18 protein-coding genes and 1 tRNA gene are annotated in these 21,011 nt (G+C 68.2%); 13 read left to right on the forward strand and 6 right to left on the reverse strand.

All coding sequences use genetic code 11. The features are described from left to right. The first annotated feature begins 18 nt into the window (after positions 1 to 18). Positions 19 to 1,599 carry an esterase-like activity of phytase family protein gene (locus ACFVAV_RS17335; protein ID WP_379035900.1) on the forward strand — a complete coding sequence of 527 codons (1,581 nt, stop codon included), beginning with the start codon at positions 19 to 21 and terminating at the stop codon, positions 1,597 to 1,599. Here the strand turns inward: ACFVAV_RS17335 and ACFVAV_RS17340 are convergent. After that, complete coding sequence (locus ACFVAV_RS17340) at positions 1,592 to 2,272, reverse strand: DUF998 domain-containing protein (protein ID WP_379035901.1); 681 nt, start codon at positions 2,270 to 2,272, stop codon at positions 1,592 to 1,594. The genes ACFVAV_RS17335 and ACFVAV_RS17340 overlap by 8 nt on opposite strands. Positions 2,273 to 2,414: 142 nt before the next feature. Here ACFVAV_RS17340 and ACFVAV_RS17345 point away from each other — a divergent pair, with 142 nt between their 5' ends. Then, complete coding sequence (locus ACFVAV_RS17345) at positions 2,415 to 2,543, forward strand: hypothetical protein (RefSeq protein ID WP_379035902.1); 129 nt, start codon at positions 2,415 to 2,417, stop codon at positions 2,541 to 2,543. A 31-nt stretch (positions 2,544 to 2,574) separates the two neighbouring features. Here the strand turns inward: ACFVAV_RS17345 and ACFVAV_RS17350 are convergent, their stop codons facing one another. Both ACFVAV_RS17350 and ACFVAV_RS17355 read right to left on the reverse strand, forming a co-directional pair. Further along, positions 2,575 to 3,057, reverse strand: a complete 483-nt coding sequence (locus ACFVAV_RS17350) for a very short patch repair endonuclease (RefSeq protein WP_379035904.1) — start codon at positions 3,055 to 3,057, stop codon at positions 2,575 to 2,577. Continuing rightward, positions 3,054 to 4,187 (reverse strand): DNA cytosine methyltransferase, encoded by a 1,134-nt coding sequence (locus ACFVAV_RS17355; RefSeq protein WP_379035951.1) that lies wholly within the window; start codon positions 4,185 to 4,187, stop codon positions 3,054 to 3,056. Before ACFVAV_RS17355 ends, ACFVAV_RS17350 begins: the two co-directional genes overlap by 4 nt. 322 nt (positions 4,188 to 4,509) lie before the next feature. On the opposite strand from ACFVAV_RS17355, the gene ACFVAV_RS17360 reads away from it, so the two are divergent. Genes ACFVAV_RS17360 through ACFVAV_RS17370 form a run of 3 tightly spaced genes read left to right on the forward strand, consistent with a single transcriptional unit; the run spans position 4,510 to position 8,742 of the window. Beyond that, entirely contained in the window at positions 4,510 to 6,216 is a 1,707-nt protein-coding gene (locus ACFVAV_RS17360) for an ABC transporter ATP-binding protein (RefSeq protein ID WP_379035905.1), read from the forward strand. Then, positions 6,213 to 8,075, forward strand: coding sequence for an ABC transporter ATP-binding protein (locus ACFVAV_RS17365; RefSeq protein WP_379035906.1), 1,863 nt, complete (start codon positions 6,213 to 6,215; stop codon positions 8,073 to 8,075). The genes ACFVAV_RS17360 and ACFVAV_RS17365 overlap by 4 nt, the downstream gene beginning before the upstream one ends. Before the next feature lie 49 nt (positions 8,076 to 8,124). Continuing rightward, positions 8,125 to 8,742, forward strand: coding sequence for a putative glycolipid-binding domain-containing protein (locus ACFVAV_RS17370; protein WP_379035907.1), 618 nt, complete (start codon positions 8,125 to 8,127; stop codon positions 8,740 to 8,742). A gap of 13 nt (positions 8,743 to 8,755) precedes the next feature. Here ACFVAV_RS17370 and ACFVAV_RS17375 read toward each other — a convergent pair whose 3' ends face one another. Beyond that, on the reverse strand, positions 8,756 to 9,703 hold the full coding sequence (locus tag ACFVAV_RS17375; protein ID WP_379035908.1) for a prephenate dehydrogenase: 948 nt from the start codon (positions 9,701 to 9,703) through the stop codon (positions 8,756 to 8,758). A 58-nt stretch (positions 9,704 to 9,761) separates the two neighbouring features. On the opposite strand from ACFVAV_RS17375, the gene ACFVAV_RS17380 reads away from it, so the two are divergent. The 4 genes from ACFVAV_RS17380 (at position 9,762) to ACFVAV_RS17395 (ending at position 11,229) form a co-directional block, all read left to right on the forward strand. Continuing rightward, on the forward strand, positions 9,762 to 10,301 hold the full coding sequence (locus tag ACFVAV_RS17380) for a tRNA adenosine deaminase-associated protein (protein WP_378854241.1): 540 nt from the start codon (positions 9,762 to 9,764) through the stop codon (positions 10,299 to 10,301). An 11-nt stretch (positions 10,302 to 10,312) separates the two neighbouring features. After that, positions 10,313 to 10,747 carry a nucleoside deaminase gene (locus ACFVAV_RS17385; protein WP_379035952.1) on the forward strand — a complete coding sequence of 145 codons (435 nt, stop codon included), beginning with the start codon at positions 10,313 to 10,315 and terminating at the stop codon, positions 10,745 to 10,747. 46 nt (positions 10,748 to 10,793) lie between these two features. Then, positions 10,794 to 10,884, forward strand: a tRNA-Ser gene (locus tag ACFVAV_RS17390). A gap of 153 nt (positions 10,885 to 11,037) precedes the next feature. After that, positions 11,038 to 11,229 carry a hypothetical protein gene (locus ACFVAV_RS17395; RefSeq protein ID WP_218721347.1) on the forward strand — a complete coding sequence of 64 codons (192 nt, stop codon included), beginning with the start codon at positions 11,038 to 11,040 and terminating at the stop codon, positions 11,227 to 11,229. A gap of 5 nt (positions 11,230 to 11,234) precedes the next feature. On the opposite strand, the gene ACFVAV_RS17400 is transcribed toward ACFVAV_RS17395, so the two are convergent. Both ACFVAV_RS17400 and ACFVAV_RS17405 read right to left on the reverse strand, forming a co-directional pair. Beyond that, a complete protein-coding gene (locus tag ACFVAV_RS17400; RefSeq protein ID WP_379035909.1) occupies positions 11,235 to 13,523 on the reverse strand; it encodes an MMPL family transporter in 2,289 nt (762 codons plus the stop codon). 181 nt (positions 13,524 to 13,704) lie between these two features. Continuing rightward, entirely contained in the window at positions 13,705 to 15,999 is a 2,295-nt protein-coding gene (locus ACFVAV_RS17405; RefSeq protein WP_379035910.1) for an MMPL family transporter, read from the reverse strand. Positions 16,000 to 16,203: 204 nt separating this feature from the next. Between ACFVAV_RS17405 and ACFVAV_RS17410 the strand changes: the two genes are divergently transcribed. The 4 genes from ACFVAV_RS17410 to ACFVAV_RS17425 all read left to right on the forward strand — a co-directional run bounded on the left by ACFVAV_RS17410 (position 16,204) and on the right by ACFVAV_RS17425 (position 21,005). Then, on the forward strand, positions 16,204 to 16,797 hold the full coding sequence (locus ACFVAV_RS17410; RefSeq protein WP_379035911.1) for a TetR/AcrR family transcriptional regulator: 594 nt from the start codon (positions 16,204 to 16,206) through the stop codon (positions 16,795 to 16,797). A gap of 10 nt (positions 16,798 to 16,807) precedes the next feature. Next, positions 16,808 to 17,284 carry an RrF2 family transcriptional regulator gene (locus ACFVAV_RS17415; protein WP_379035912.1) on the forward strand — a complete coding sequence of 159 codons (477 nt, stop codon included), beginning with the start codon at positions 16,808 to 16,810 and terminating at the stop codon, positions 17,282 to 17,284. Between the two features lie 83 nt (positions 17,285 to 17,367). Beyond that, a complete protein-coding gene (locus tag ACFVAV_RS17420; protein ID WP_379035913.1) occupies positions 17,368 to 19,101 on the forward strand; it encodes an ABC transporter ATP-binding protein in 1,734 nt (577 codons plus the stop codon). Continuing rightward, positions 19,098 to 21,005, forward strand: a complete 1,908-nt coding sequence (locus tag ACFVAV_RS17425) for an ABC transporter ATP-binding protein (RefSeq protein WP_379035914.1) — start codon at positions 19,098 to 19,100, stop codon at positions 21,003 to 21,005. Before ACFVAV_RS17420 ends, ACFVAV_RS17425 begins: the two co-directional genes overlap by 4 nt. Positions 21,006 to 21,011 lie beyond the last annotated feature (6 nt).

A 21,011-nucleotide genomic window follows, 5' to 3' on the forward strand; every position in this document is an offset into this window, starting at 1 on the left:
AGGCGGTACGCAGGTAAGATGAACGCACGTCCAGGTTTCCGCCTCCTCCCGCTCAGCGCCGCGCTGTGCGCGGCCGCTGTCGCCGTGGGCTGCTCGACGCCCGGCTCGGATGCCGACTTCACCGTGAGCAAGGACCAGCCGCTGGTCATCTCCCTCGACGACCTGGTCGCCAAGTCCGGCATGAGCGCGGTTCTCGGAGTGAGCCTCGAGCCCGAGCACGGCAATCTGACCCGGCGCACCGACGGCTCTTACGTCTACACGCCGATCGCAGGCTACAAGGGGCTCGACCAGTTCACGGTCACCACCACCGACGCGGTTCGGCTCTACACCACCGACATTCCGGTGCTCGGTGAGTACGGCGGCACCACCGTGCAGGGCAGCGGCTTCGGTTCGGCATGGACCACGGTGCCGGGTAGCGCGGACGAGTTCTACGGCCTCACCGACCGCGGCCCCAACGTGGACGGCCCGGCGAAGAACGAAAAGCTCTCGCCCACACCGGCCTTCGTGCCCAAGATCGGCCGGTTCAAGCTGGTCGGCAACAAGGCGGTGCTGCAATCGAGCATCGAGCTGCGCAACAAGTCGGGCGTGCCGTTCAACGGCCAGGTCGACACCGCGGCCAGTACCGGGGAGACGATCAAGGATCTACAGGGCACGGTGCTGCCGCCCACCGATCACGGCCTCGACCCCGAGGGCCTCGTCGCCCTCCCCGACGGCACCTTCTGGGTGTCCGACGAATACGGGCCGTTCCTGGTGCATTTCGACGCCACGGGCACCGAGCTCGAGCGCCTGTCGCCCGGCAACGGCCTGCCGAAGGAGATCGCGCTGCGCACCCCGAACCAGGGCATGGAAGGCCTGACCGTCACGCCCGACGGCAGCACGCTGGTCGGCGTGGTGCAGAGCGCGCTCAACACCCCCGGCCTGAGCGGCTCGGCCAAGGAGGTGCCGTTCGCGCGCATCGTCACCGTCGATCTGAAAACCAAGGCGCAGAAGGAATTCCTGTATCCGCTGGAGAACCCGAAGCAGACCGAGGTTGCCGTCTCGGAGATCACCGCGCTGAGCGCGACCACATTCCTGGTCGACGAGCGTGACGGCAACCTCGCGCCCAAGTCGGACAAGAAGATCTGGACCATCGACATCGCCGGCGCGACGGATGTCGGCCCGCAATCGGCCGTCCCCGGTACGACCTACGACGCCGAGAAGGGCGGCCTGCAGATCCACGGCAAGCCGCTGGAAACCCTCGTCGGTGTCACCCCGACCGCGGGAGCGGTCGCCGCGCTGACCGAGGTGGGCGTCACCCCGGTCGCCAAGAAGAGCAACCTCGACCTGTCGGCGCTGGTCGTGGCCCTCGACGAGAAGGGCCGGTTCTTCGGCCACGACAAGATCGAAGGCATCGCCACCACCGACGACGGCAAGACCATCTACATCGCCAACGACAGCGACTTCGGCCTGGCCGCCGGCCAGGGCGAGCAGCCGCCGTTCGGCCTGAAGCCCAAGACGCTGCCCAACGGCGTTCAGGACAGCGGTGAGGTGCTCGCGGTCGACACCACCAAGCTGCCGGCGAAGCTCGACGGCTACACGGTGAAGATCATCGTCAAGTAGTCCACTCCCCGGCCTCGACGAGCACGGCGGCGGCCAGTGCGAGCAGCCACAGCGACATCGACCCGACCTGGATGCGCTGGGCGATGCCGAGGGCATACGAGCCGGACAGGTTGTCGGCGACCAGCATCCAGATGGTCGCCGCCGACCCGACGACGAGCACGACCACACCGAACTCGCGCAGGATCCACCAGCGGTGGTACCGGTAGGCGGCGGCGCTGAACGCGAACGCCGCCACCGCGATCGAGGTGACGGCCAGCGTGCTGGTCAGCGCGTGCGGCTGATGCAGCTGCGGGAACAACCCGCCGCACGCGCTGACCGCTGGGTCACAGTCGCGGAGCGGAAGCATCGCGTCGGCGATCGTCGACGCGCCGAAACACGCGAGGGCCACCCAGCCGACGGTGGTCAACCGGCGGCGACGGAACACCAGCAGCCCGCCGATCGCGGCCGGGATCAGCAGCAGGCCGACCAGCTTGTCCGCTGTGGCGAACACCACCCGGTAGGGCTTGCCCTCCGCGTCGAGTTCGCTGAGGAAGGAGTTGACCGGATCGGTGTCGATCGGCAGGACGAACTCCAGCACCCAGGACGAATAGCACAGGCCGGCAACCGCGATCGCAGCGGCGATCAGCAGTGGATAGCCACGGGATATCCGGGTGGACGCGGGCACATCGACCATTGTGCTGCCCGGCGGAGACCACCCGGTCTTTCGAGCGGATCGGGCGCGTCGAACGGTGGGTACGTGGTTTCATCACAGCGCGCACAGGTTGTTGTCAGGTTCGCCGGGCAGGGTGGTGTCGCAACCAACCGGGAGGTCTTCGATGAGCTACGTGATCGCACTGGCCGGCTTCGCCATGTTCCTGGCGATGGCGGTCTCCGGCTACGCCGCGGCCAACGCGCCACGGTCGCTGGTGCGTGTCCGAGTACGGAGCAACCCGCGTCGTCGCTGATCCACCCGCCGATCGGGCACGGTACGTCGAATCAGCTGGTCGGGCCCTGTTCCTGACCGGGTGAACGCTCGCGCACCAGCGCACGGATATGTTCGGCCGCTACCTGGGGATCCTCGTGTTCCCACACCCGCACGACCTGCCAGCCCGCTTCGATCAGCGCGGCATCGGTGGCCCGGTCCCGCGCCACATTGCCGGCCAGTTTCTCCGCCCACCACTGGGCATTGTTCTTCGGATCGGTCGCGTGTTCCGGGCACCGATGCCAGAAGCAGCCGTCCACATAGACGGCGATGTGCAGGCGGGGAAAGACCACGTCGGCGCGTCGCCGCTGGCCTTTGATGGGCGCGCGATCGACGAAATAGCGCAGGCCCGCGCGATGGAGCTCGCGGCGTAACGCCAGCTCAGGGGTCGTATCAACGCGCTTCTGGCGGGACATGCGCGCACTGGTCGCGGCATCGGTGACGGGCTTGGAAACCGGCGGCGAACCACCCCCGTCCGGTACCCGCCACGCGTTCATGCCGCCCAGCCGCCCATACGGTCGAGATGGTCGCGCACGTCGTCGAGGAAACCGGGCGGGAAACGCAGATTGCCCATCTCGGTACGGCGCAGGAAGCCCGCGGTGGCGCGTGGCGAGAGCAGACGCGGCTCGGTGAGGAAGTTCTTCAGATCCTCATACGGCTCGTGCACCGGCCAGGTCGACAACGGCACCCGATGCACCACACCGGCGCGCCCCCAGGCCGCGGTCGGCCAGGGTGAGCCCGGTCGCAGCGGTTCCCCCACCGTCAACGGCGCGGACGGCGCGGCCAACCGCTCGCCGACCCAGTTCGCCATCCGCACGCTGACCGCATTGCCCACCAGCTTCCAGCGATGCCCGTGCCGGACACCGGGCACATCGAGTGCGGGCGCGGTCCACTCGGCGTCGAAGCCCTGCAAACGCTCACCGTCGACGATGCCCGGCGTGACGATCTCGCCCGCGGGCAGCCGGACCGCAGGCGGACTGGCGATGCCGAGACCCGATCCGCCCTTCAGCGTCGGCACCGCGTTCACCGCCCAGCCGAGACCACGCACACCCTCGGTCCAATAGAAGCCACACGGATCGCGGTCCGCGTCGCCGTACTCGCGCGGGCCCGCGTCGTCGCCGAACAGCACCTCCCGCGGATCCTCGGTGCGCGAGGCCAGCATCAGCACCCGCTGTCGCCGCTGCGGTAGCCCGAACGCGCGGCCGTCGACGACGCGATATGCCCACGTGTAGCCGAGTTCCTCCAGCGCGCCCGTGATGTGCCGCATGGCCGCGCCACGACCCAGCTGCAGCATGAACGGGACGTTCTCGATCAGCAGCCACCGCGGCCCACGCCGGCGGCGGACCAGCCGGAACACCTCGTCGACCAGGCCCGAACGACGTCCGGTGATGCCGGCGGTCCGCCCGGCCTGGGAGAGGTCCTGGCAGGGGAAACCGGCGGCGACCAGCTCGGTGCCCGCGGGCAGGGAACGCAGACGGGTGATGTCGCCGTGCAGCGGAGTCTCCGGGAAGTGGGCCGCGAGGACACCCTGCGCGCCGGGGTCGATCTCACACAGCAACTCGGTCGACCAGCCGTGCCTGCCGAGGCCGAGTTCGAGCCCGCCGATCCCGGCGAACAGCCCGACCATCCGCGTCAACGACCCTCCTGTACTGGTTGGAGCGCCCCGCTACTCGCGCTTGCCGCGCATTGTATCGAGGAAAATCAGTGGCTCCCGGTGGCGGTCCGGTGGGACTCTTGGTGGGCCGACTTGTCGGACCCCGGTGCGAACATCACTGGGCGTCCGTTCCGGAAACAAACCATCCACCGGACATCAAGGGGGAGTCTTGTCTGTCACTTTGGAGCTGGCGGCCACCGAATCGGAGGCCGACAGATCGGGGCGGCCTTCGCCGTTGCCGAGCGGGAGATTGCGATCTCTGCGGCGGTTTCTGCCCTACCTCCGGCCTTACCGGGTGCCGCTGATCGCGGCCAATGTGCTCGCCATCCTCATGGTCTGTACTGCCATCGCGATCCCGCTGGTCATCGCCCGGGTGATCGACGGGCCGATCGCGCGGCGGGACTTCGCGGGTCTGCTGGCGCCGGTAGCGCTGATCTTCTTTCTCGGCGCGCTGGACTCCTTCGGCATGTGGGGTCGGCGATGGCTGGTGTCCAAGCCGTCGACACTGTTCGAAATCCGGATGCGGGCCAAGCTTTTCGGCCAGCTCCAGGCGCTCTCGATCGGTCGGCACGACGGCTGGCAGTCGGGTCAGCTGCTATCGCGCGCGATCGACGATCTGGCCGAGCTGCGGCGGTTCGTCGCGTTCACCGGACCGTTCCTCATCGTCCACGGCATCGTTCTGCCCACCGGCCTGATCGCCCTGTTCGCCATGAACTGGCAAGTGGGACTGATCTTCACGGTGCTCTCGCTGCCGTTGATGCTGATGTGCGTGCGCTTCGTGAACCGGTTCGAGGTGGCTTCGCGGCGTTCGCAGGATCAGTCCGGCGACCTGGCGACCATCGCCCAGGAGTCGGCGCAGGGCGTGCGTGTGCTCAAGGCGCTCGGACGCGGCGGTTTCTTCGGCTCGCGCTTCACCGCGCTGTCGCGCGAACTGCAGAAGACCGAGCTGGAGAAGGTGCGCCTGGACGCCACGCTGTGGGCTGCGTTGGTGACTCTGCCGACGGTCTCGATCGCGGTGTCGCTCGGCGTCGGTGGCTACTCGGTGGTGCAGGGGTCGATGACGATCGGCACGCTGGTCGCGAGCATCACATTGGCGACATTCCTGCAGTGGCCGATCATCTGGACGGGCTTCCTGCTCTCGGAACTGTTCGAGGCACGCACCGCCGCCGACCGGTTCTGGGAGATCATGGATACCCCGCTCGACATCACCGACCCGCCGCACCCGGTGAGCCTGCCCGCGACTGTGCGCGGTGAACTGGTCGTCGACCACGTCCGCTTCGCCTACCCGACCGGCGAGGATCGGTCGGAAAAGGCCGTGCTGGAAGACATCTCGCTGCGGATCCGGCCGGGCGAGACCGTCGCGCTGGTCGGTGCGACCGGCAGCGGCAAGACCGCGCTGCTGGAACTGATTCCCCGGCTCTACGACGTGGACGACGGCAGCATCACCATCGACGGCGTCGACATCGCCACCCTGCGTCTGGCCGACCTGCGCCGGGTGGTGACGGTGGCCTTCGAGGAGCCGGTGCTGTTCTCGGCCAGCGTGCGCGAGAACGTGGCACTGGGCGATCCGCGTGCCACCGACGCCGATGTGCGCCAGGCGCTCGACATCGCCCAGGCGAGCGAGTTCGTCGACGCGCTGCCCTGGGGGCTCGACACCAGGATCGGCGAGCAGGGCATGAGCCTGTCCGGCGGGCAGCGTCAGCGGCTCGCCCTGGCCAGGGCGGTGCTTACCGGCGAGGCCGCCGCCGAGCACGGCCGGATCATGGTGCTCGACGATCCGCTCTCGGCGCTGGACGTGGAAACCGAAGAGCGCGTGCAGGATCAGCTGCGCACGGTGCTCGCCGGCGCCACCACGCTGCTGGTCGCGCACCGGCCGTCGACGGCGGCGCTGGCCGATCGCGTCGCCCTGCTCGCTGACGGGCGCATCGTCGCCGAGGGCACTCACGAGAAACTGCTGCGCACCAACAGCCGCTACCGCGAACTGATGGGAGGTGAATCATGACCACCGACACCGACACCGACACCGACACCATCGCGCCCGATCAGACCGATCGGGCGGCGGATTGGCGTGGCATCGCCAAGGAGGACGACACCGTCACCGGCACCGGAAACCTGGTGCTGGCCGGGCGATCCCGGCGGCTCCTGTTCGACCTGGTGCGGCCCTACCGCAAGCAGGCGGTGCTCACCTTCGTGCTGATCCTGCTCGACAACGCGGCCAAGGTGTCGATGCCGCTGTTCATCGCCTACGGCGTCGACCACGGCATCAGCCAAGGGCGGCAGGGCAATTGGACGCCGCTGGTGGCGGCCGTCGCCGGGTTCCTCGCCGTCACCGTGCTGGCGGGCCTGACCACGTACTTCTTCCTGCGTGCGTCCGGTTCGCTGAGTCAGCGGGTGCTGTTCGACCTGCGGGTGCGCGCGTTCCGGCACACGCAGCGGCTGAGCGTGTCGTTCCACGAGAAGTACACCTCGGGCAAGGTCGTCACCCGGCTCACCAGCGATATCGAGACCCTGCAGGAACTGCTCGAAGGCGCGCTCAACCAGGCCTTCAGCGCGATTCTGTCGGTCGTCACCATCGCGGTGCTGCTGGTCTGGCTGGATCCGATGCTGGCCTCGATCGTGCTGCTCGGATTCGTGCCGCTGGTGCTGGTGACCCGGTGGGCGCAGCGGCGCCAGCGGGCGGGCTACCGGCGCACGCGCGGCGCGATCGCGCGCGTCGTCGTGCAGTTCGTCGAGTCGATGAGCGGCATGCGCGCGGTGCAGGCGTTCCGCCGGGAAGACCGCAACCAAGAGGTGCTCGGCGCCGAGGACAGCGAGTACCAGCGGGCGACCACCACCGCGATCCGCGGCATGGGCGACTACGCCGGCCTGTCGAACTTCATCGGCAAGGTGACCACGGTGATCGTGCTGCTGGTCGGCGCGTGGCAGGTGATGGAGGGCAACCTCGCGATCGGCGTGCTCGCCGCCTACCTGCTCTACCTCGACCAGTTCTACGGCCCGCTCGACGAACTCGCGCAGGTGTTCAACTCCTACCAGTCCGCCGCGGCGGCGCTGGAGAAGATCTCGGGCATGCTCGAGGAAGAGCCCGCGGTCGCCGAACCCGGCGACCCGATCGCCCTCGACCGGGCGACGGGCCTGGTGCGGATGGACGAGGTCTGGTTCGGCTACCACGCCGATTCCCCGGTGCTGCCGGAGTTCGACCTGGTCATCCCGGCCGGGCAGGTGGTGGCGCTGGTCGGCGCCACCGGCGCGGGCAAGTCGACGCTGGCCAAGCTGCTCACCCGGTTCTACGACCCGAGCGGCGGCACGATCACCCTCGACGGTGTCGACCTGCGCAGGCTGGCCGACGCCGAGCTGCGCAGGCACGTCGTGATGGTCACCCAGGAGGCCTACCTGTTCTCCGGCACCATCGCCGACAACATCCGGCTCGGCAGGCCGGACGCGACCGATGCCGAGGTCGCGGCGGCGGCGCGTGCGGTCGGATTGGACGCGTTCGTTGCGTCGCTGCCCGACGGGTACGCGACCGACGTTCGTACCCGCGGCGGCAGGCTCTCGGCGGGCCAGCGTCAGCTGGTCGCGTTCGCCCGGGTGTTCCTGGCCGACCCCGCGGTGATCGTGCTGGACGAGGCGACGTCGAGCCTCGACATCCCCGGCGAGCGGCTGGTCCAGCACGCGCTGGAGACGCTGTTGCGCGAGCGCACCGCGGTGATCATCGCGCACCGGCTGTCGACTGTCGCCATTGCCGACCGGGTGCTGGTGCTCGACGCGGGCCGGATTGTCGAGGACGGCGCACCCGCCGAGTTGATCGCCGGACAGGGCCGCTTCGCGGGCCTGCACGCCGCATGGCGGGATTCGCTGGTCTGATGCCACCGTGTTGTACAGCCACGGGGCTGGTGTCGCTTACCGTAGAGAGGTGACGACCCCAGCCCCGGGCCCAGCCGACGGCCCCACCGAGATCAGACCGGCTTCCCGGTGGCCGGCGGTACTCACCTGGCGCTCCCACGACAACACCCGGATGGAATCGGTCCGCGTGACGCTCAACGGCAACCGGATCAGGGCAGCGGGCAGGATGATCGGCAGCGCCTGCGGTGAGCACCCGGCGTTCAGCGCGTCCTACGATCTGGTCACCGACGAGGCGGGCGCGACCCGGCGGTTGTCGTTGCGCACCACCACAGCCGCGGGTGAACGCCACGCCTCCATCTCCCGCGACGAGGAGAACTACTGGCTCGTCGACGCGGGCGGCAGCCATGTGCGTTCCCTGTTCGCCGGGGCGCTCGATGTCGACGTGGTGCTGAGCCCGTTCTTCAATACCCTGCCGATCCGCCGGTTCGGCCTGCAGAACGCGGTCGGCGACATGCAGGTCCCGGTCGTCTACGTGCGCCTGCCCGACCTGCTGGTGCAGGAGGCCGAACTCACCTACTCGAGCGCCTCCGACGGCATCAACGTGCTGTCCCCGGTCTCGAGCGCGACGCTGACCGTCGATCCGGAGGGTTTCGTGCTCGACTACCCGGGACTCGCCGAACGAGTCTGACGCCCAACCAGGTTCACAGCGCGCGGAGTACCCCACCGCGCCGACCGGCCCGGTGCAGTTCGCCGAGCCAATCGCCGGTACCGGGCACGATGCCGGTGATCTCCCAGCGCGCGTGCCCGTCGTAGGCGGTGCGACCGCGGTAACCCGCCTCGACAACATCGCCGAGGGTGCCGTCCGAGCGCAGGGTGTCCCGTGCGGTGATCAGCGCCGCGATCGTCTCGTCGAGCACCTGCCCGAGCGCGGCGGCGTTCGGTTCACAGATGGCCCGCACCAGGTCGGGCGCGGTGCCTGCCACCCGCGTGCCGTCGCGGAAGGACCCCGCGGCCAGGCCGAGCGACAGCGCGCCACCGGCCGCGCCCGCCGCCGCCAGCGCTTCGGCCAGCACATGCGGTAGATGCGAGATCCGCGCGACCGCCTGATCATGCTCGTCGGCGACCACCGGAACCACGACCGAGCCGCAGGCCAGCGCCAGCCGCACCACCCGCGTCCACGGCTCGGCCCGGGTGCCCTCGTCGACGCCGACCGCCCACACCGCGCCGCGGAACAGCTCGGGATCAGTTGCCGCCCAGCCCGATTCGGCGGTGCCCGCCATCGGATGCCCGCCGACGTAGTTCGCCTCGAGGCCGTGCTTGCGCACCGCGTCGGCGACCGGGCCCTTGATGCTCACCACATCGGTCAGCGGGCACCGCGGCGCGATGGCGGCGATCTCGGTGAGGATGTGTTCGACCGCGGGCATCGGCACGGCCAGCACCAGCAGCGCGTCGGTGTCGGCCGCTCGCCGCAGCACCGCGGCCAGCTCGCCGGAGACGTCGAATCCGTCGCGCCGGGCCGCCTCCGCACCCGAATCCGACCGGTTGTAACCGAACGTCTCGTACCCCGCCGCGACCGCGGCGCGCAGCAGTGAGCCGCCGATCAAACCGGTTCCGAGGACGCAGACAGGGGCACGCTGGTCGAGGGTCATCGGAACAGATTGGCACACGAGTTCATCATTACGGGTGGGACAGACTACCGTTTGGTCCATGGCAGCACAGCGCTCGGGCTCGAACAGGGCGACGTCGGATGACGACTTCGACGTCGAAGGGTTCGCCATGGCGGTGGTCCGCGAAGAAGGCACGTGGCGATGCAGTCCACTGAGCCAGGATGCACTCGTCGACCTGTCGGCCGCCGAGACCGAATTGAAGGCATTACGCAGCTCGGGAGCGGTATTCGGGCTGCTCGACGTCGATGACGAGTTCTTCATCGTGTTGCGCCCCGCGCCGAGCGGCACCCGCCTGCTCGTCTCGGACGCGACCGCCGCGATCGACTACGACATCGCCGCCGACGTCCTCGACGCGCTCAACGTCGAGATCCCCGACATCGACCCCGACGAACTCGACGACATCGAACCGTGGGAAGAGGGCGACCTCGGCGTGCTGGCCGACCTCGGCCTGCCGGAACCGGTGCTCGCCGTGATCCTCGCCGAGACCGACCTCTACCCCGACGAGCAGCTCGGCATGATCGCCCAGCGGCTCGGTTTCGCCACCGAATTCGCGGCGGTCCTGGACAAACTGCCTCGGTGACCGACGAAGACATGGTGCGCGCCGCGATCGCGGCCGCCGCAGGCGCCGACCCGCGCGATGTGCCGGTCGGCGCCGTCGTCTTCGATGCCGACGGCCGTGAACTCGCGCGCGCGACGAACGCCAGGGAAGCCCTCGGCGATCCCACCGCGCACGCCGAGATCCTCGCGCTACGCGCCGCCGCTGCCGTCCACGGCGACGGCTGGCGGCTCGAAGGCGCGACCTTGGCCGTCACCCTGGAGCCGTGCACGATGTGCGCGGGGGCGCTCGTGCTGGCCAGGGTCGGCAAGGTCGTCTTCGGCGCCTGGGAACCCAAGACCGGCGCCGTCGGCTCGCTCTGGGACGTCGTGCGCGATCGCCGGCTCAACCACCGGCCCGAGGTCCGTGGCGGCATCCTCGAACCCGAGTGCGCCGCCCTCCTCGACGATTTCTTCCGAACCCAGCGCTGACCAGCCGATTTAACTATCCGGCACCCCCTCCGGTATCGTAGTCGGCGGTGGCGTGTCCGAGCGGCCTAAGGAGCACGCCTCGAAAGCGTGTGACGGGTAACCCCCGTCCGAGGGTTCAAATCCCTCCGCCACCGCCACAGAGCCCCTCACCTGATATGCCAGGTGAGGGGCTCTTTTTTTAGACCGGACGTAATACACTGGTAGTACCGAAATCCGGGAAGGAACGATGTCTTATGCGCGGGCGACAGCCGCCACCCGCGAAGTCCGGAATGGGGCTCGGGGGGAAGCTTATGGTTCTCGTCGTTCTCGGCTGGGTAGCCGTCGGGCTGCTCGCCGCGGGCCAGCGACACTACTTCGCGCATCTGCCCAAGGAATGCTCCGACTGGGCGACGATCGCGGTCACCGCTGCCGCGGGCCCGGCCAACTATGTCGGCCTGAACCCGCGGGTCAGCCAGTGCGAGGTACCCCAACCCAGCCAGTAGCCCGGTCACGTATGCGCGGGTACCGGGGTTTTCTCTTGCTGCTGTAGTTCGCGCAGGCGGGCGCCCTCGACGTCGATGTCGGGGACGATCTTGTCCAGCCACTTCGGCAGCCACCATGCCCATGTGCCGAGCAGCACCAGCAGCGCGGGGATGAGCACCATCCGGACGACGAACGCGTCCAGCGCGACGCCTGCCGCGAGCGCGAAGCCCATGGACTTGGCGGTGACATCGGACTCGAGCATGAACGAGCCGAACACCGAGATCATGATGATCGCCGCCGAGGTGACCACGCGCGCGCCGTGGTGATAGCCCTTGACCACGGCGTCGGTGGGGTCGGCGCCGTGCACGTATTCCTCGCGCATGCGTGTCACCAGAAACACCTGGTAGTCCATGGCCAGGCCGAATACCAAGCCGATCAACATGATCGGCAGGAAGCTGACCAGCGGATGCGGGTCCTGGATCAGGCCGAGCTCGCCCTCCTGGAAGATCAGCACGGTGGCGCCGAAGGTCGCCGCCATCGACAGCAGGAAGCCGAGCGCGGCCGTGAGCGGGACCAGGATCGAGCGGAACACCAGGATCAGCAGGATGAACGCGGCGCCCGCCACGATCGCCATGTAGGGGACGATCTTGCTGAGCAGCACGTGGTCGATGTCGGCGTAGATGGCGGTGGTGCCGGTGATGCCGTACGACATCTTGTACTGGTCGTGCAGCGCGGGTTCGGCGTCACGGGCCGACTGCACCAGATCCTTGGTCGACTGCGCGTTGGGGCCCGCCTTCGGAATTCCGTTGATCAGCGCGCCCGCCCCGTCCTGGCTGAGCTGCGGTTCGGTGACCAGCTCCATATCGGGGTAGGACTCGAGTTTCTCGCGCAACGCGCCGAGGGCAGCCTGCCGCTGGTCGGCGGGGGTGTCGCTGAGGTCGACGGCGATCTGCAGGACGCCGTTGCTGCCCTCGCCGAAGCCCTCGGTGCGCAGGTCGTAGGCCTTACGGACGGTGGTCGACTTGGGCAGGCTGTCCTCGCCGGGCAGGCCGAGGTTCAGGTTGATCGCGGGCGCGGCCAGCAGACCGAGGGCGACGATCGCCAGCACCATCGTCACCGCGGGCCACTTGGCGATCACCTGGGCGAACCGGGTGCCGTTGGTGACGATGGTGTCGTCTTCCGGATCGTGCTGGGCGATCACCGGCAGCTTCGGTGTGAACAGGTGCTTGCCGAACGCGCCGAGCAGGGCGGGCATCAGCGTGATCGCGGTGAGCACCGCGAAGGCCGCCGCGACCGCGCCGCCCAGACCCATGAAGGTCAGGAACCGCACGCCGACGATGCTCAGGCCGACCAGCGCGATGATGACGGTCAAACCGGCGAACACGACCGCCGAACCGGCCGTGCCCAGCGCGCTACCGGCCGCTTCCTCGGCTGAATCCTGCACCGCCAGTTCGTGTTTGTACCTGGACACGATGAACAGCGCGTAGTCGATCGAGAGCGCGATGCCGATCATCGAGGCCAGGAACGTGGTGAAGCTGGGGATCGCCAGCACCGAGGTGGACAGGAAGATCAGCGAGGTGGCCGCGCCGAGGCCGACGATCGCGGTGATGATCGGCACGAACGCGGCGACGATCGCGCCGAACGCCACGACCATGACCACCAGGGCCACCGCCATACCGATCATTTCCGACTTGCCGCTGGGCATCTCCTGTTCCATCGCGATCGTGCCGCTGATCTCGACCGTCAGCCCGGCGGCGCGGGCGGTGTCACCGGCGTTGTACGCGGCCTCGCGGTCGGCGGCGGTGATGTCGGCGAATTCCTTGATGGTGAACGGGACGCTGACGTAGGCGACGGTGTCGGGTTCGGTCTTGTTCAGCACGTTCAGCGGTGCGCCGCTGCAGGTCGACGGATCGCGCTCGGCGCCGAGGCAGCCCATCTCCTCGGTCAGCGCGATCGGATTCGGGATCGGCTTGCTGTGATCGACGATGCCGAGCTGTTCGAGCTGGGCGATCATCGTGTCCAGCGCTTGCCGGTTGGCCGGATCGGTGAGCTTCTGCCCGGCCGGGGCGCCGACGACATAGGTGCCGGTCACGGCGTCGAAGGCGAAGGCCTCGGACATGCCGGGGAAGTGTTTGTCCAGGATCTCGGTGGCCCGCTCCGACGGCAGGTTGGGCATGCTGAAGTCGTCGGTCATCGGTTTCTGCAGCTGGGCGCCGAGGCCGCCGAGCACGAGGAAGAACAGTAACCAGACGGGTAGCACGATCCATTTGCGGCGAAAGGCCAGCTTGCCCCACCGGTACAGATAGACGGACACGGTTTTCTCCTCGTGGTGATCGGTGCGGAGCGCGGATCGGGAGGTGCAGCCGGGTCGAACTAGTCCTGAGTCTGGTGCCAGGTCACCGCGATATCAAGCAACTGCCGGGCCGCGGTGGGGCGGAAAACACGACGGCCCCGCAATCCTGGAGTGGATTGCGGGGCCGTGCGGCGGGGTCGGGTCAGGCGACCGGAACCGGGTGCTTCACCGTCTCGGCGCCCTGGTTACGCAGCTGCTCGAGCTTCGAACCCTCGACGTCGATATCGGGCAGGATGCGGTCGAGCCACTTCGGGATCCACCAGGACCACTTGCCCATGATGACCAGCAGCGCGGGCACCACGATCATGCGGACGATGAAGGCGTCGATCGCCACACCGGCGGCCAGCGCGAAGCCGAAGGACTTCGCGGTGACATCGGTTTCCAGGATGAACGAGCCGAACACCGAGATCATGATGATCGCCGCCGAGGTCACGACGCGGGCGCCGTGGTGGTAGCCGGAGACCATCGCGTCCTTGGGCGACTTGCCGTGCACGAATTCCTCGCGCATGCGGGTCACCAGGAACACCTGGTAGTCCATGGCCAGGCCGAATACCAAGCCGATCAACATGATCGGCAGGAAGCTGACCAGCGGCTGCGGGTCCTCGATGAGGCCGAGCTTGCCCTCCTGGAAGATCAGCACGGTCGCGCCGAAGGTCGCCGCCATCGACAGCAGGAAGCCGAGGGCCGCGGTGAGCGGGACCAGGATCGAGCGGAACACCAGGATCAGCAGGACGAACGCGGCGCCCGCCACGATCGCCAGGTACGGCACGATCTTGCTGAGCAGCACGTGGTCGACGTCGGCGTAGATGGCGGTGGTGCCGGTGATGCCGTACTCCATGCCGTACTTGGCCTGCAGCTCGCCTTCGGCGCCGCGCGCCTCGGCGACCAGGTCCTTGGTGGCCTGGTTGTTGGGGCCCGACTTCGGCACGCCGTTGAGCATGGCGCCCTGCTTGTTCTCGCTCCACTGCGGCTCGGTGACGTAGTCCATGCCGTCGTAGGACGCGAGCCGGTCGCGCAGCGCGCCGACTGCGGCCTCACGCTGGTCCTCGGGCACCGCGCTGAGATCGGTGACGACCATCAGCACGCCGTTGCTGCCCTCGCCGAAGCCGTCGGTGCGCAGCTCGTAGGCCTTGCGGACGGTGGAGGTCTTCGGCATCGAGTCCTCGCCGGGCAGACCCAGATTCAGGCCGGCCGCGGGGGCGGCGAGCGCACCGAGCACGACCACCGACAGGATCAGCGCGACCCACGGGGCCTTGCCGATCAGGCGGGCGAAACGCTGGCCGTTGGTGACCGAGTTCTCGTTCTCGGGGTCGTGCTGGGCGACCAGCGGCAGCTTCGGCTTGAACAGTGACTTGCCGAAGGCGCCCATCAGCGCCGGCATCAGCGTGATCGCGGTGAGCACCGCGAAACCGGCGGCGATGGCGCCACCCAGACCCATGAAGGTCAGGAACTGCACGCCGACGATGCTGAGCGCGCCGAGCGCGATGATGACGGTCAGACCGGCGAAGACGACGGCCGAACCGGCGGTGCCGAGCGCGGTGCCCGCGGCTTCCTCGGCCGAATCACGCACGGCCAGTTCGTGCTTGTAGCGCGAGACGATGAACAGCGCGTAGTCGATCGAGAGCGCGATACCGATCATCGAGGCCAGGAAGGTGGTGAAGCTGGGCACCTCCATGACCGAGGTACCGAGCATGATCAGCGAGGTCGCGGCGCCGAGGCCGACGATGGCGGTGACGATCGGCACGACCGCGGCGACGATGGCGCCGAAGGCCACCACCATCACGATCAGCGCGACACCCATGCCGATCAGCTCGGACTTGCCGCTCGGCTGCTCCTGCTTCATCGCGACGGAACCGCTGAGCTCGACGGTCAGGCCGGCGTTGCGGGCCTCGGCGGCGACGTCGTAGGCGGCCGCACGCTCGGCGTCGGTCACATCGGTGACGGCCTTGATGGTGAACGGCACGTTCAGCACCGCGACGCTCTGCGGCGCGGTCGAGCTGAGCACGTTGAGCGGCGCGCCCGAGCACTGCGACGGGTCGGGGTTGCTCAGGCAGCCCATCTTGTCGGTCAGCTCGATCGGGCTCATGAGCGGCTTCTCGTGATCGACGATCTGCAGTTCACCGAGCTTGGTGATGAAGGCGTCGATCGCGGCGCGGTTGGCCGGGTCGGTCAGCTTCTGACCCTCCGGTGCGCCGATCACGTAGGTGCCGGCGACGGCGTCGAACTTGAACTGTTCGGACATGCCGGGGAAGTGCTTGTCGAGGATGTCGTTGGCTCGCGCCGACGGCAGCGAGGGCATGCTGAAGTCGTTGGTCATCGGCTTGCTGAGCGTCGCGCCCAGGCCGCCGAGCAGAACGAAAAGCAGTAGCCAGACCGGCAACACGATCCATTTGCGGCGGAAAGCGAACTTTCCCCATCTGTACAGGTATACGGACACGAGGGTGTGCTCCTAGCGCGAAGAACTCGGGTGGGATCAGGCTCGTAGACAGCACTCGCGGGTCGTCCCCTGGGTGACCCGCCTCCACATCGTCGTTTTCTGCCTACCGTGCGGTAGGTAGAATAGCGATACGGTAAGTGGAGGGGCAACCTCAATTTTTGGGGGTGCCGCAGAGGTTACACCGAATCGTGGAAGGATTGCCCGATGGCTTCCCGAGGCATCGCCGATACCGTCACCGCAGGTAGAAGCACTAAAGAGGCGATCCGCGACGCCGCGGTACAGCTGTTCGCGGCCAAGGGATTCGAGCAGGCGAGCCTGCGCGAGGTCGCCGATATGGTGGGAATCACAAAGGCCTCGCTCTACTACCACTACCCGTCGAAGCTCGATCTGCTGATCGCGATCATCGACCCGATCATCGATCACATGCGCGACATCGTCGAAGACATCGACGCCGTCCCGTACAACGACGAGGGCATCCGCGCGGTCCTGCGCACCTACCTGCGCGGGATGATCCGGCACCGCGCCGCGGGCGCGCTCTGCGTGCGCGACACCGCCGCGATCGTCAACGCGATCGCCGATCGCTACCCCGATCTGATGGAACCGACCAGGGAGTTCCGGGTGTGGCTGGCCGGTCCCGACCCGACGCAGGAGTCACTGCTGCGGGCCGCCGCCGCGATCGAGGTGCTCGGTGTCGCGCTGCTGTCGACCGAACTGGCGCCGGGCGCCACCGACACCATCGTCGAGAAGACCCTGCTCGACGCGGCGACCTGCGTACTGACCGCGTGCGGCACCGCGTAAGTTCGAGACCGTGCATATCACCGCCAGGGTCGATTACGCGGTGCGAACGTTGCTCGAGCTCGCCGCGGCCGACGGAGTCGTCAAGGCCGAGGCCATCGCCGCCGCAGCGCAGATCCCACCGAAGGTGCTCGAGACCGTCCTGTCCGAGCTGCGCCGCGCTGACCTCGTGCTGAGCAGGCGCGGACCCGACGGCGGCTATCGCCTCGGCAGGCCCGCGTCGGAGATCTCGGTGGCCGACGTCATCCGTGCCGTGGAATCGCCGCTGGCCTCGGTGCGCGGGCAGCGACCCGAGGACGTGCGCTATCCCGGCGCCGCCGAACCGCTGCAGCAGGTGTGGATCGCGCTTCGGGTCAATATCAGGGCCGTGCTGGAGAACGTGTCGATCGCCGATATCGCGGCGGATCGGCTGCCCGGCTTCATCGGCGAGCTCGTCGCCGACCCCGGCGCGTGGGTGCGTCGCGAGCCGCGAACGCCTGCCGCGCCATGAGTTGTCCACAGGCCGGGAACTTATCCACAGCCTGTGAAAACCTAGCGGCACCGGTTACCGGCACGCGGTAGCCTGCGACCATCATGTTGATCACCCTGCTGCGGACCTACCTGGCCCCGTACCGCGCCCAGCTGGCGGGGGTTCTCGTACTCCAGCTGATCTCGGTCATCGCGATGCTCTACCTGCCCAGTCTCAATGCCGACCTGATCGACAACGGTGTCACCCAGGGCGATATCGGCTACATCTGGACCACCGGCCTGTGGATGCTCGCGGTCAGCTGTGTGCAGATCGTGGCGTCCTCGGCGTCGGTCTACTTCGGTGCGCAGGCGGCCATGGGCGCGGGCCGGGATATGCGCGGTGGCGTGCTGCACCGGGTCGAGACGTTCTCGGCCAGGGAGGTCGGCCTGTTCGGCGCACCGTCGCTGATCACCCGCTCGACCAACGACATCCAGCAGGTGCAGCTGCTCATCGTCATGTCGGTGACGATTCTGGTGATGGCTCCGATCATGTGCATCGGCGGCATCATCATGGCGCTGCGCGAAGACCTAGGGCTGTCCTGGCTGCTGCTCATCGCGGTCCCGGCGCTGGCGCTGGCCATGGGCACGATCGTGGCGCGGATGGTGCCCGGCTTCCGGCAGATGCAGGCGCGGATCGACGACGTGAACCGGGTGCTGCGCGAGCAGATCACCGGTATCCGCGTCGTGCGGGCGTTCGTGCGGGAACGGCAGGAGATCTGGCGCTTCGGGATGGCCAACACCGCGCTCACCGACGCCTCGCTGCGCGTGGGCAAGCTGATGGCGCTGATGTTCCCGACGGTCATGCTGATCAGCAACCTCACCGCGGTCGCGGTGATCTGGTTCGGCGGCCACCACGTCGACAACGGCACCATGCAGATCGGCTCGCTCACCGCGCTGCTGTCCTACATCATGCAGATCCTGATGGCCGTCATGATGGCCTCGTTCCTGGCCATGATGGCGCCGCGCGCCGCCGTCTCGGCCGACCGGATCGGCGCGGTGCTCGAGACCGAGTCCTCGGTGCGGCCACCGCGGCTGCCGCAGCCCTTCGCCGGTGACCCGGCCGCGGTCGACATGCAGTTCGCCGAATTCGCCTTCCCCGGTGCGGAGAAGCCGGTGCTGCGCGGCATCCGCTTCCAGGTCGCCCCCGGCACCACCACCGCGATCGTCGGTTCCACCGGCTCGGGCAAGACCACCCTGATCAACCTGATCCCGCGACTGATCGACGTCACCGACGGTGCGGTCTACGTCGGCGGCACCGACGTGCGCCACCTAGACCTCGAGAGCCTGCGCGGCGGGATCGGATTGGTACCGCAGAAGGCGTACCTGTTCTCCGGCACCATCGCGAGCAACCTGCGCTACGGCAAACCCGACGCCACCGACGCGGAACTCTGGCATGCGCTCGAGGTCGCCCAGGCGGCCGATTTCGTGCGCGAGATGCCGCAGGGGCTCGATACGCCGGTCGCCCAGGGCGGCACCACCGTGTCCGGTGGCCAGCGCCAGCGCCTGTGCATCGCCCGCGCGCTGGTGCGCAAGCCGCGCGTCTACCTGTTCGACGATTCCTTCTCCGCGCTCGATGTCGCCACCGACGCCAGGCTGCGCGCGGCGCTGAAGCCGGAGACCGCCGACGCGTCGGTGATCATCGTCGCCCAGCGGATCGCGACCATTCGCGACGCCGACCAGATCGTCGTCCTCGAAGACGGTGCGATGGCCGGCATCGGCACCCATGAACACCTGATGCAGCGGTGCCCCGAGTACCGCGAGATCGTCGAGTCCCAGCTGAGTGTGGAGGAGGCTCGATGAGGCCAGGTGGACCCGTGCCCGGCGCCCCGGGCACGAAGGCCAAATCGTTCGGACCGTCGCTGAAGCGCCTGCTGCGCAGGCTCGCGCCGGAACGCGTCGCCGTCGGCACGATCATCGGCCTGGTGATCACCTCGGTGGTGCTCAACACACTGGGTCCCTACCTGCTCGGCAAGGCCACCAACCTGGTCTTCGACGGCTTCGTCGGCAAGCAGCTCGATCCGCGGTTCACCAAGGAACAGACCATCGAGATGCTGCGCGACCGGGGCGAGAACACCCGCGCCGACATGCTCTCGGCGATGGACGTCATCCCCGGTACCGGCATCGATTTCGACGCCGTCGCCCGGGTGCTGATGATCGTGCTCGCGCTGTACGTGGCGGCCTCGGTGTTCGGCTGGTTGCAGGGCTACCTGCTCAACATCGTCATCAACCGGACGGTGAAGCGGCTGCGCGACGAGGTGGAGAACAAGCTGCACCGCCTGCCGCTGCGCTACTTCGACACCGCGCCGCGCGGCGACGTGCTCAGCCGCGTCACCAACGACGTCGACAATGTCTCGCAGAGCCTGCAGCAGACGATCAGCCAGCTGCTGGTCTCGCTGTTCACCGTGGTCGGCATCCTGATCATGATGTTCTGGATCTCGCCGCTGCTGGCGCTGATCGCCCTGCTCACCGTGCCCGCCGCGATCGTGGTCACCGCGCAGATCGCCAAGCGATCCAAGCCGCACTTCGTCGACCAGTGGAAGTACACCGGCGCGGTGAACGCCTCGGTCGAGGAGGCCTACACCGGCCACGAGATCATCACCGCGTTCGGCCGCAGCCGGGAGGTCGGCAAGGAGTTCGACGAGCGCAACCAGAAGCTCTACGACGCGAGCTTCAAGGCACAGTTCATCTCCGGCCTGATCATGCCCGCCATCATGTTCCTCGGGAACGTGAACTTCGTGTTCATCGCGCTGGTCGGTGGCCTGCGGGTGGCGACAGGCAACCTGTCGCTGGGTGAGGTGCAGGCCTTCATCCAGTACTCGCGCCAGTTCAGCCAGCCGCTCACCCAGATCGGCGCGATGGCCAACCTGCTGCAGTCCGGCGTCGCCTCGGCCGAGCGGATCTTCGAGATCCTCGACGCCGAGGAGCAGAGCCCCGACCCGGCGGTGGAGAACCCGCGTCCGGTCGATCGCGGCCGGGTCGAGTTCGAGGCGGTGTCGTTCGGCTACGAGCCCGAGGTCCCGGTCATCGAGCGGCTGTCGCTGGTCGCCGATCCCGGGCACGTGGTCGCCATCGTCGGCCCGACCGGCGCGGGCAAGACCACCCTGGTCAACCTGCTGATGCGCTTCTACGAACTCGACGCGGGCACCATCGCGATCGACGACGTCGACATCACCACCATCACCCGCGACCACCTCCGGTCCCGGATCGGCATGGTGTTGCAGGACACCTGGCTGTTCAAGGGCACGATCCGGGAGAACATCGCCTACGGCGATCCCAACGCCTCCGAACACGACATCCTCGCCGCGGCCCGCGCCGCCTACGTCGACCGGTTCGTGCACGCGCTGCCGCACGGCTACGACACGGTGATCGACGAGGAGGGTGGCGGTGTCAGCGCGGGTGAGAAGCAGCTGATCACCATCGCCCGCGCGTTCCTGGCCAAGCCGTCGATCCTGATCCTGGACGAGGCGACCAGCTCGGTCGACACCCGCACCGAACTGCTGGTCCAGCACGCGACCGCGGCCCTGCGCCGAGACCGGACCAGCTTCGTGATCGCCCACCGCCTCTCCACCATCCGCGACGCCGACCTGATCGTGGTGATGGAAAAGGGCCGCATCGTCGAACACGGCTCGCACGAGCGGCTGCTCGAGGAACGGGGCGCGTACTACCGCCTGTACAACGCGCAGTTCGCGGCGGCGGAACTGTAGGAACAG

This window comes from Nocardia sp. NPDC057663 (assembly GCF_042799895.1).
Lineage (GTDB): Bacteria > Actinomycetota > Actinomycetes > Mycobacteriales > Mycobacteriaceae > Nocardia.

Bases quoted from the DNA above. Each gene is read 5' to 3' on its own strand.
- ACFVAV_RS17335 (WP_379035900.1), top strand. From the start codon at position 19: ATGAACGCACGTCCAGGTTTCCGCCTCCTCCCGCTCAGCGCCGCGCTG.
- ACFVAV_RS17340 (WP_379035901.1), bottom strand. From the start codon at position 2,272: ATGGTCGATGTGCCCGCGTCCACCCGGATATCCCGTGGCTATCCACTG.
- ACFVAV_RS17345 (WP_379035902.1), top strand. From the start codon at position 2,415: ATGAGCTACGTGATCGCACTGGCCGGCTTCGCCATGTTCCTGGCGATG.
- ACFVAV_RS17350 (WP_379035904.1), bottom strand. From the start codon at position 3,057: ATGAACGCGTGGCGGGTACCGGACGGGGGTGGTTCGCCGCCGGTTTCC.
- ACFVAV_RS17355 (WP_379035951.1), bottom strand. From the start codon at position 4,187: ATGGTCGGGCTGTTCGCCGGGATCGGCGGGCTCGAACTCGGCCTCGGC.
- ACFVAV_RS17365 (WP_379035906.1), top strand. From the start codon at position 6,213: ATGACCACCGACACCGACACCGACACCGACACCATCGCGCCCGATCAG.
- ACFVAV_RS17375 (WP_379035908.1), bottom strand. From the start codon at position 9,703: ATGACCCTCGACCAGCGTGCCCCTGTCTGCGTCCTCGGAACCGGTTTG.
- ACFVAV_RS17380 (WP_378854241.1), top strand. From the start codon at position 9,762: ATGGCAGCACAGCGCTCGGGCTCGAACAGGGCGACGTCGGATGACGAC.
- ACFVAV_RS17385 (WP_379035952.1), top strand. From the start codon at position 10,313: ATGGTGCGCGCCGCGATCGCGGCCGCCGCAGGCGCCGACCCGCGCGAT.
- ACFVAV_RS17395 (WP_218721347.1), top strand. From the start codon at position 11,038: ATGGTTCTCGTCGTTCTCGGCTGGGTAGCCGTCGGGCTGCTCGCCGCG.
- ACFVAV_RS17410 (WP_379035911.1), top strand. From the start codon at position 16,204: ATGGCTTCCCGAGGCATCGCCGATACCGTCACCGCAGGTAGAAGCACT.
- ACFVAV_RS17420 (WP_379035913.1), top strand. From the start codon at position 17,368: ATGTTGATCACCCTGCTGCGGACCTACCTGGCCCCGTACCGCGCCCAG.
- ACFVAV_RS17425 (WP_379035914.1), top strand. From the start codon at position 19,098: ATGAGGCCAGGTGGACCCGTGCCCGGCGCCCCGGGCACGAAGGCCAAA.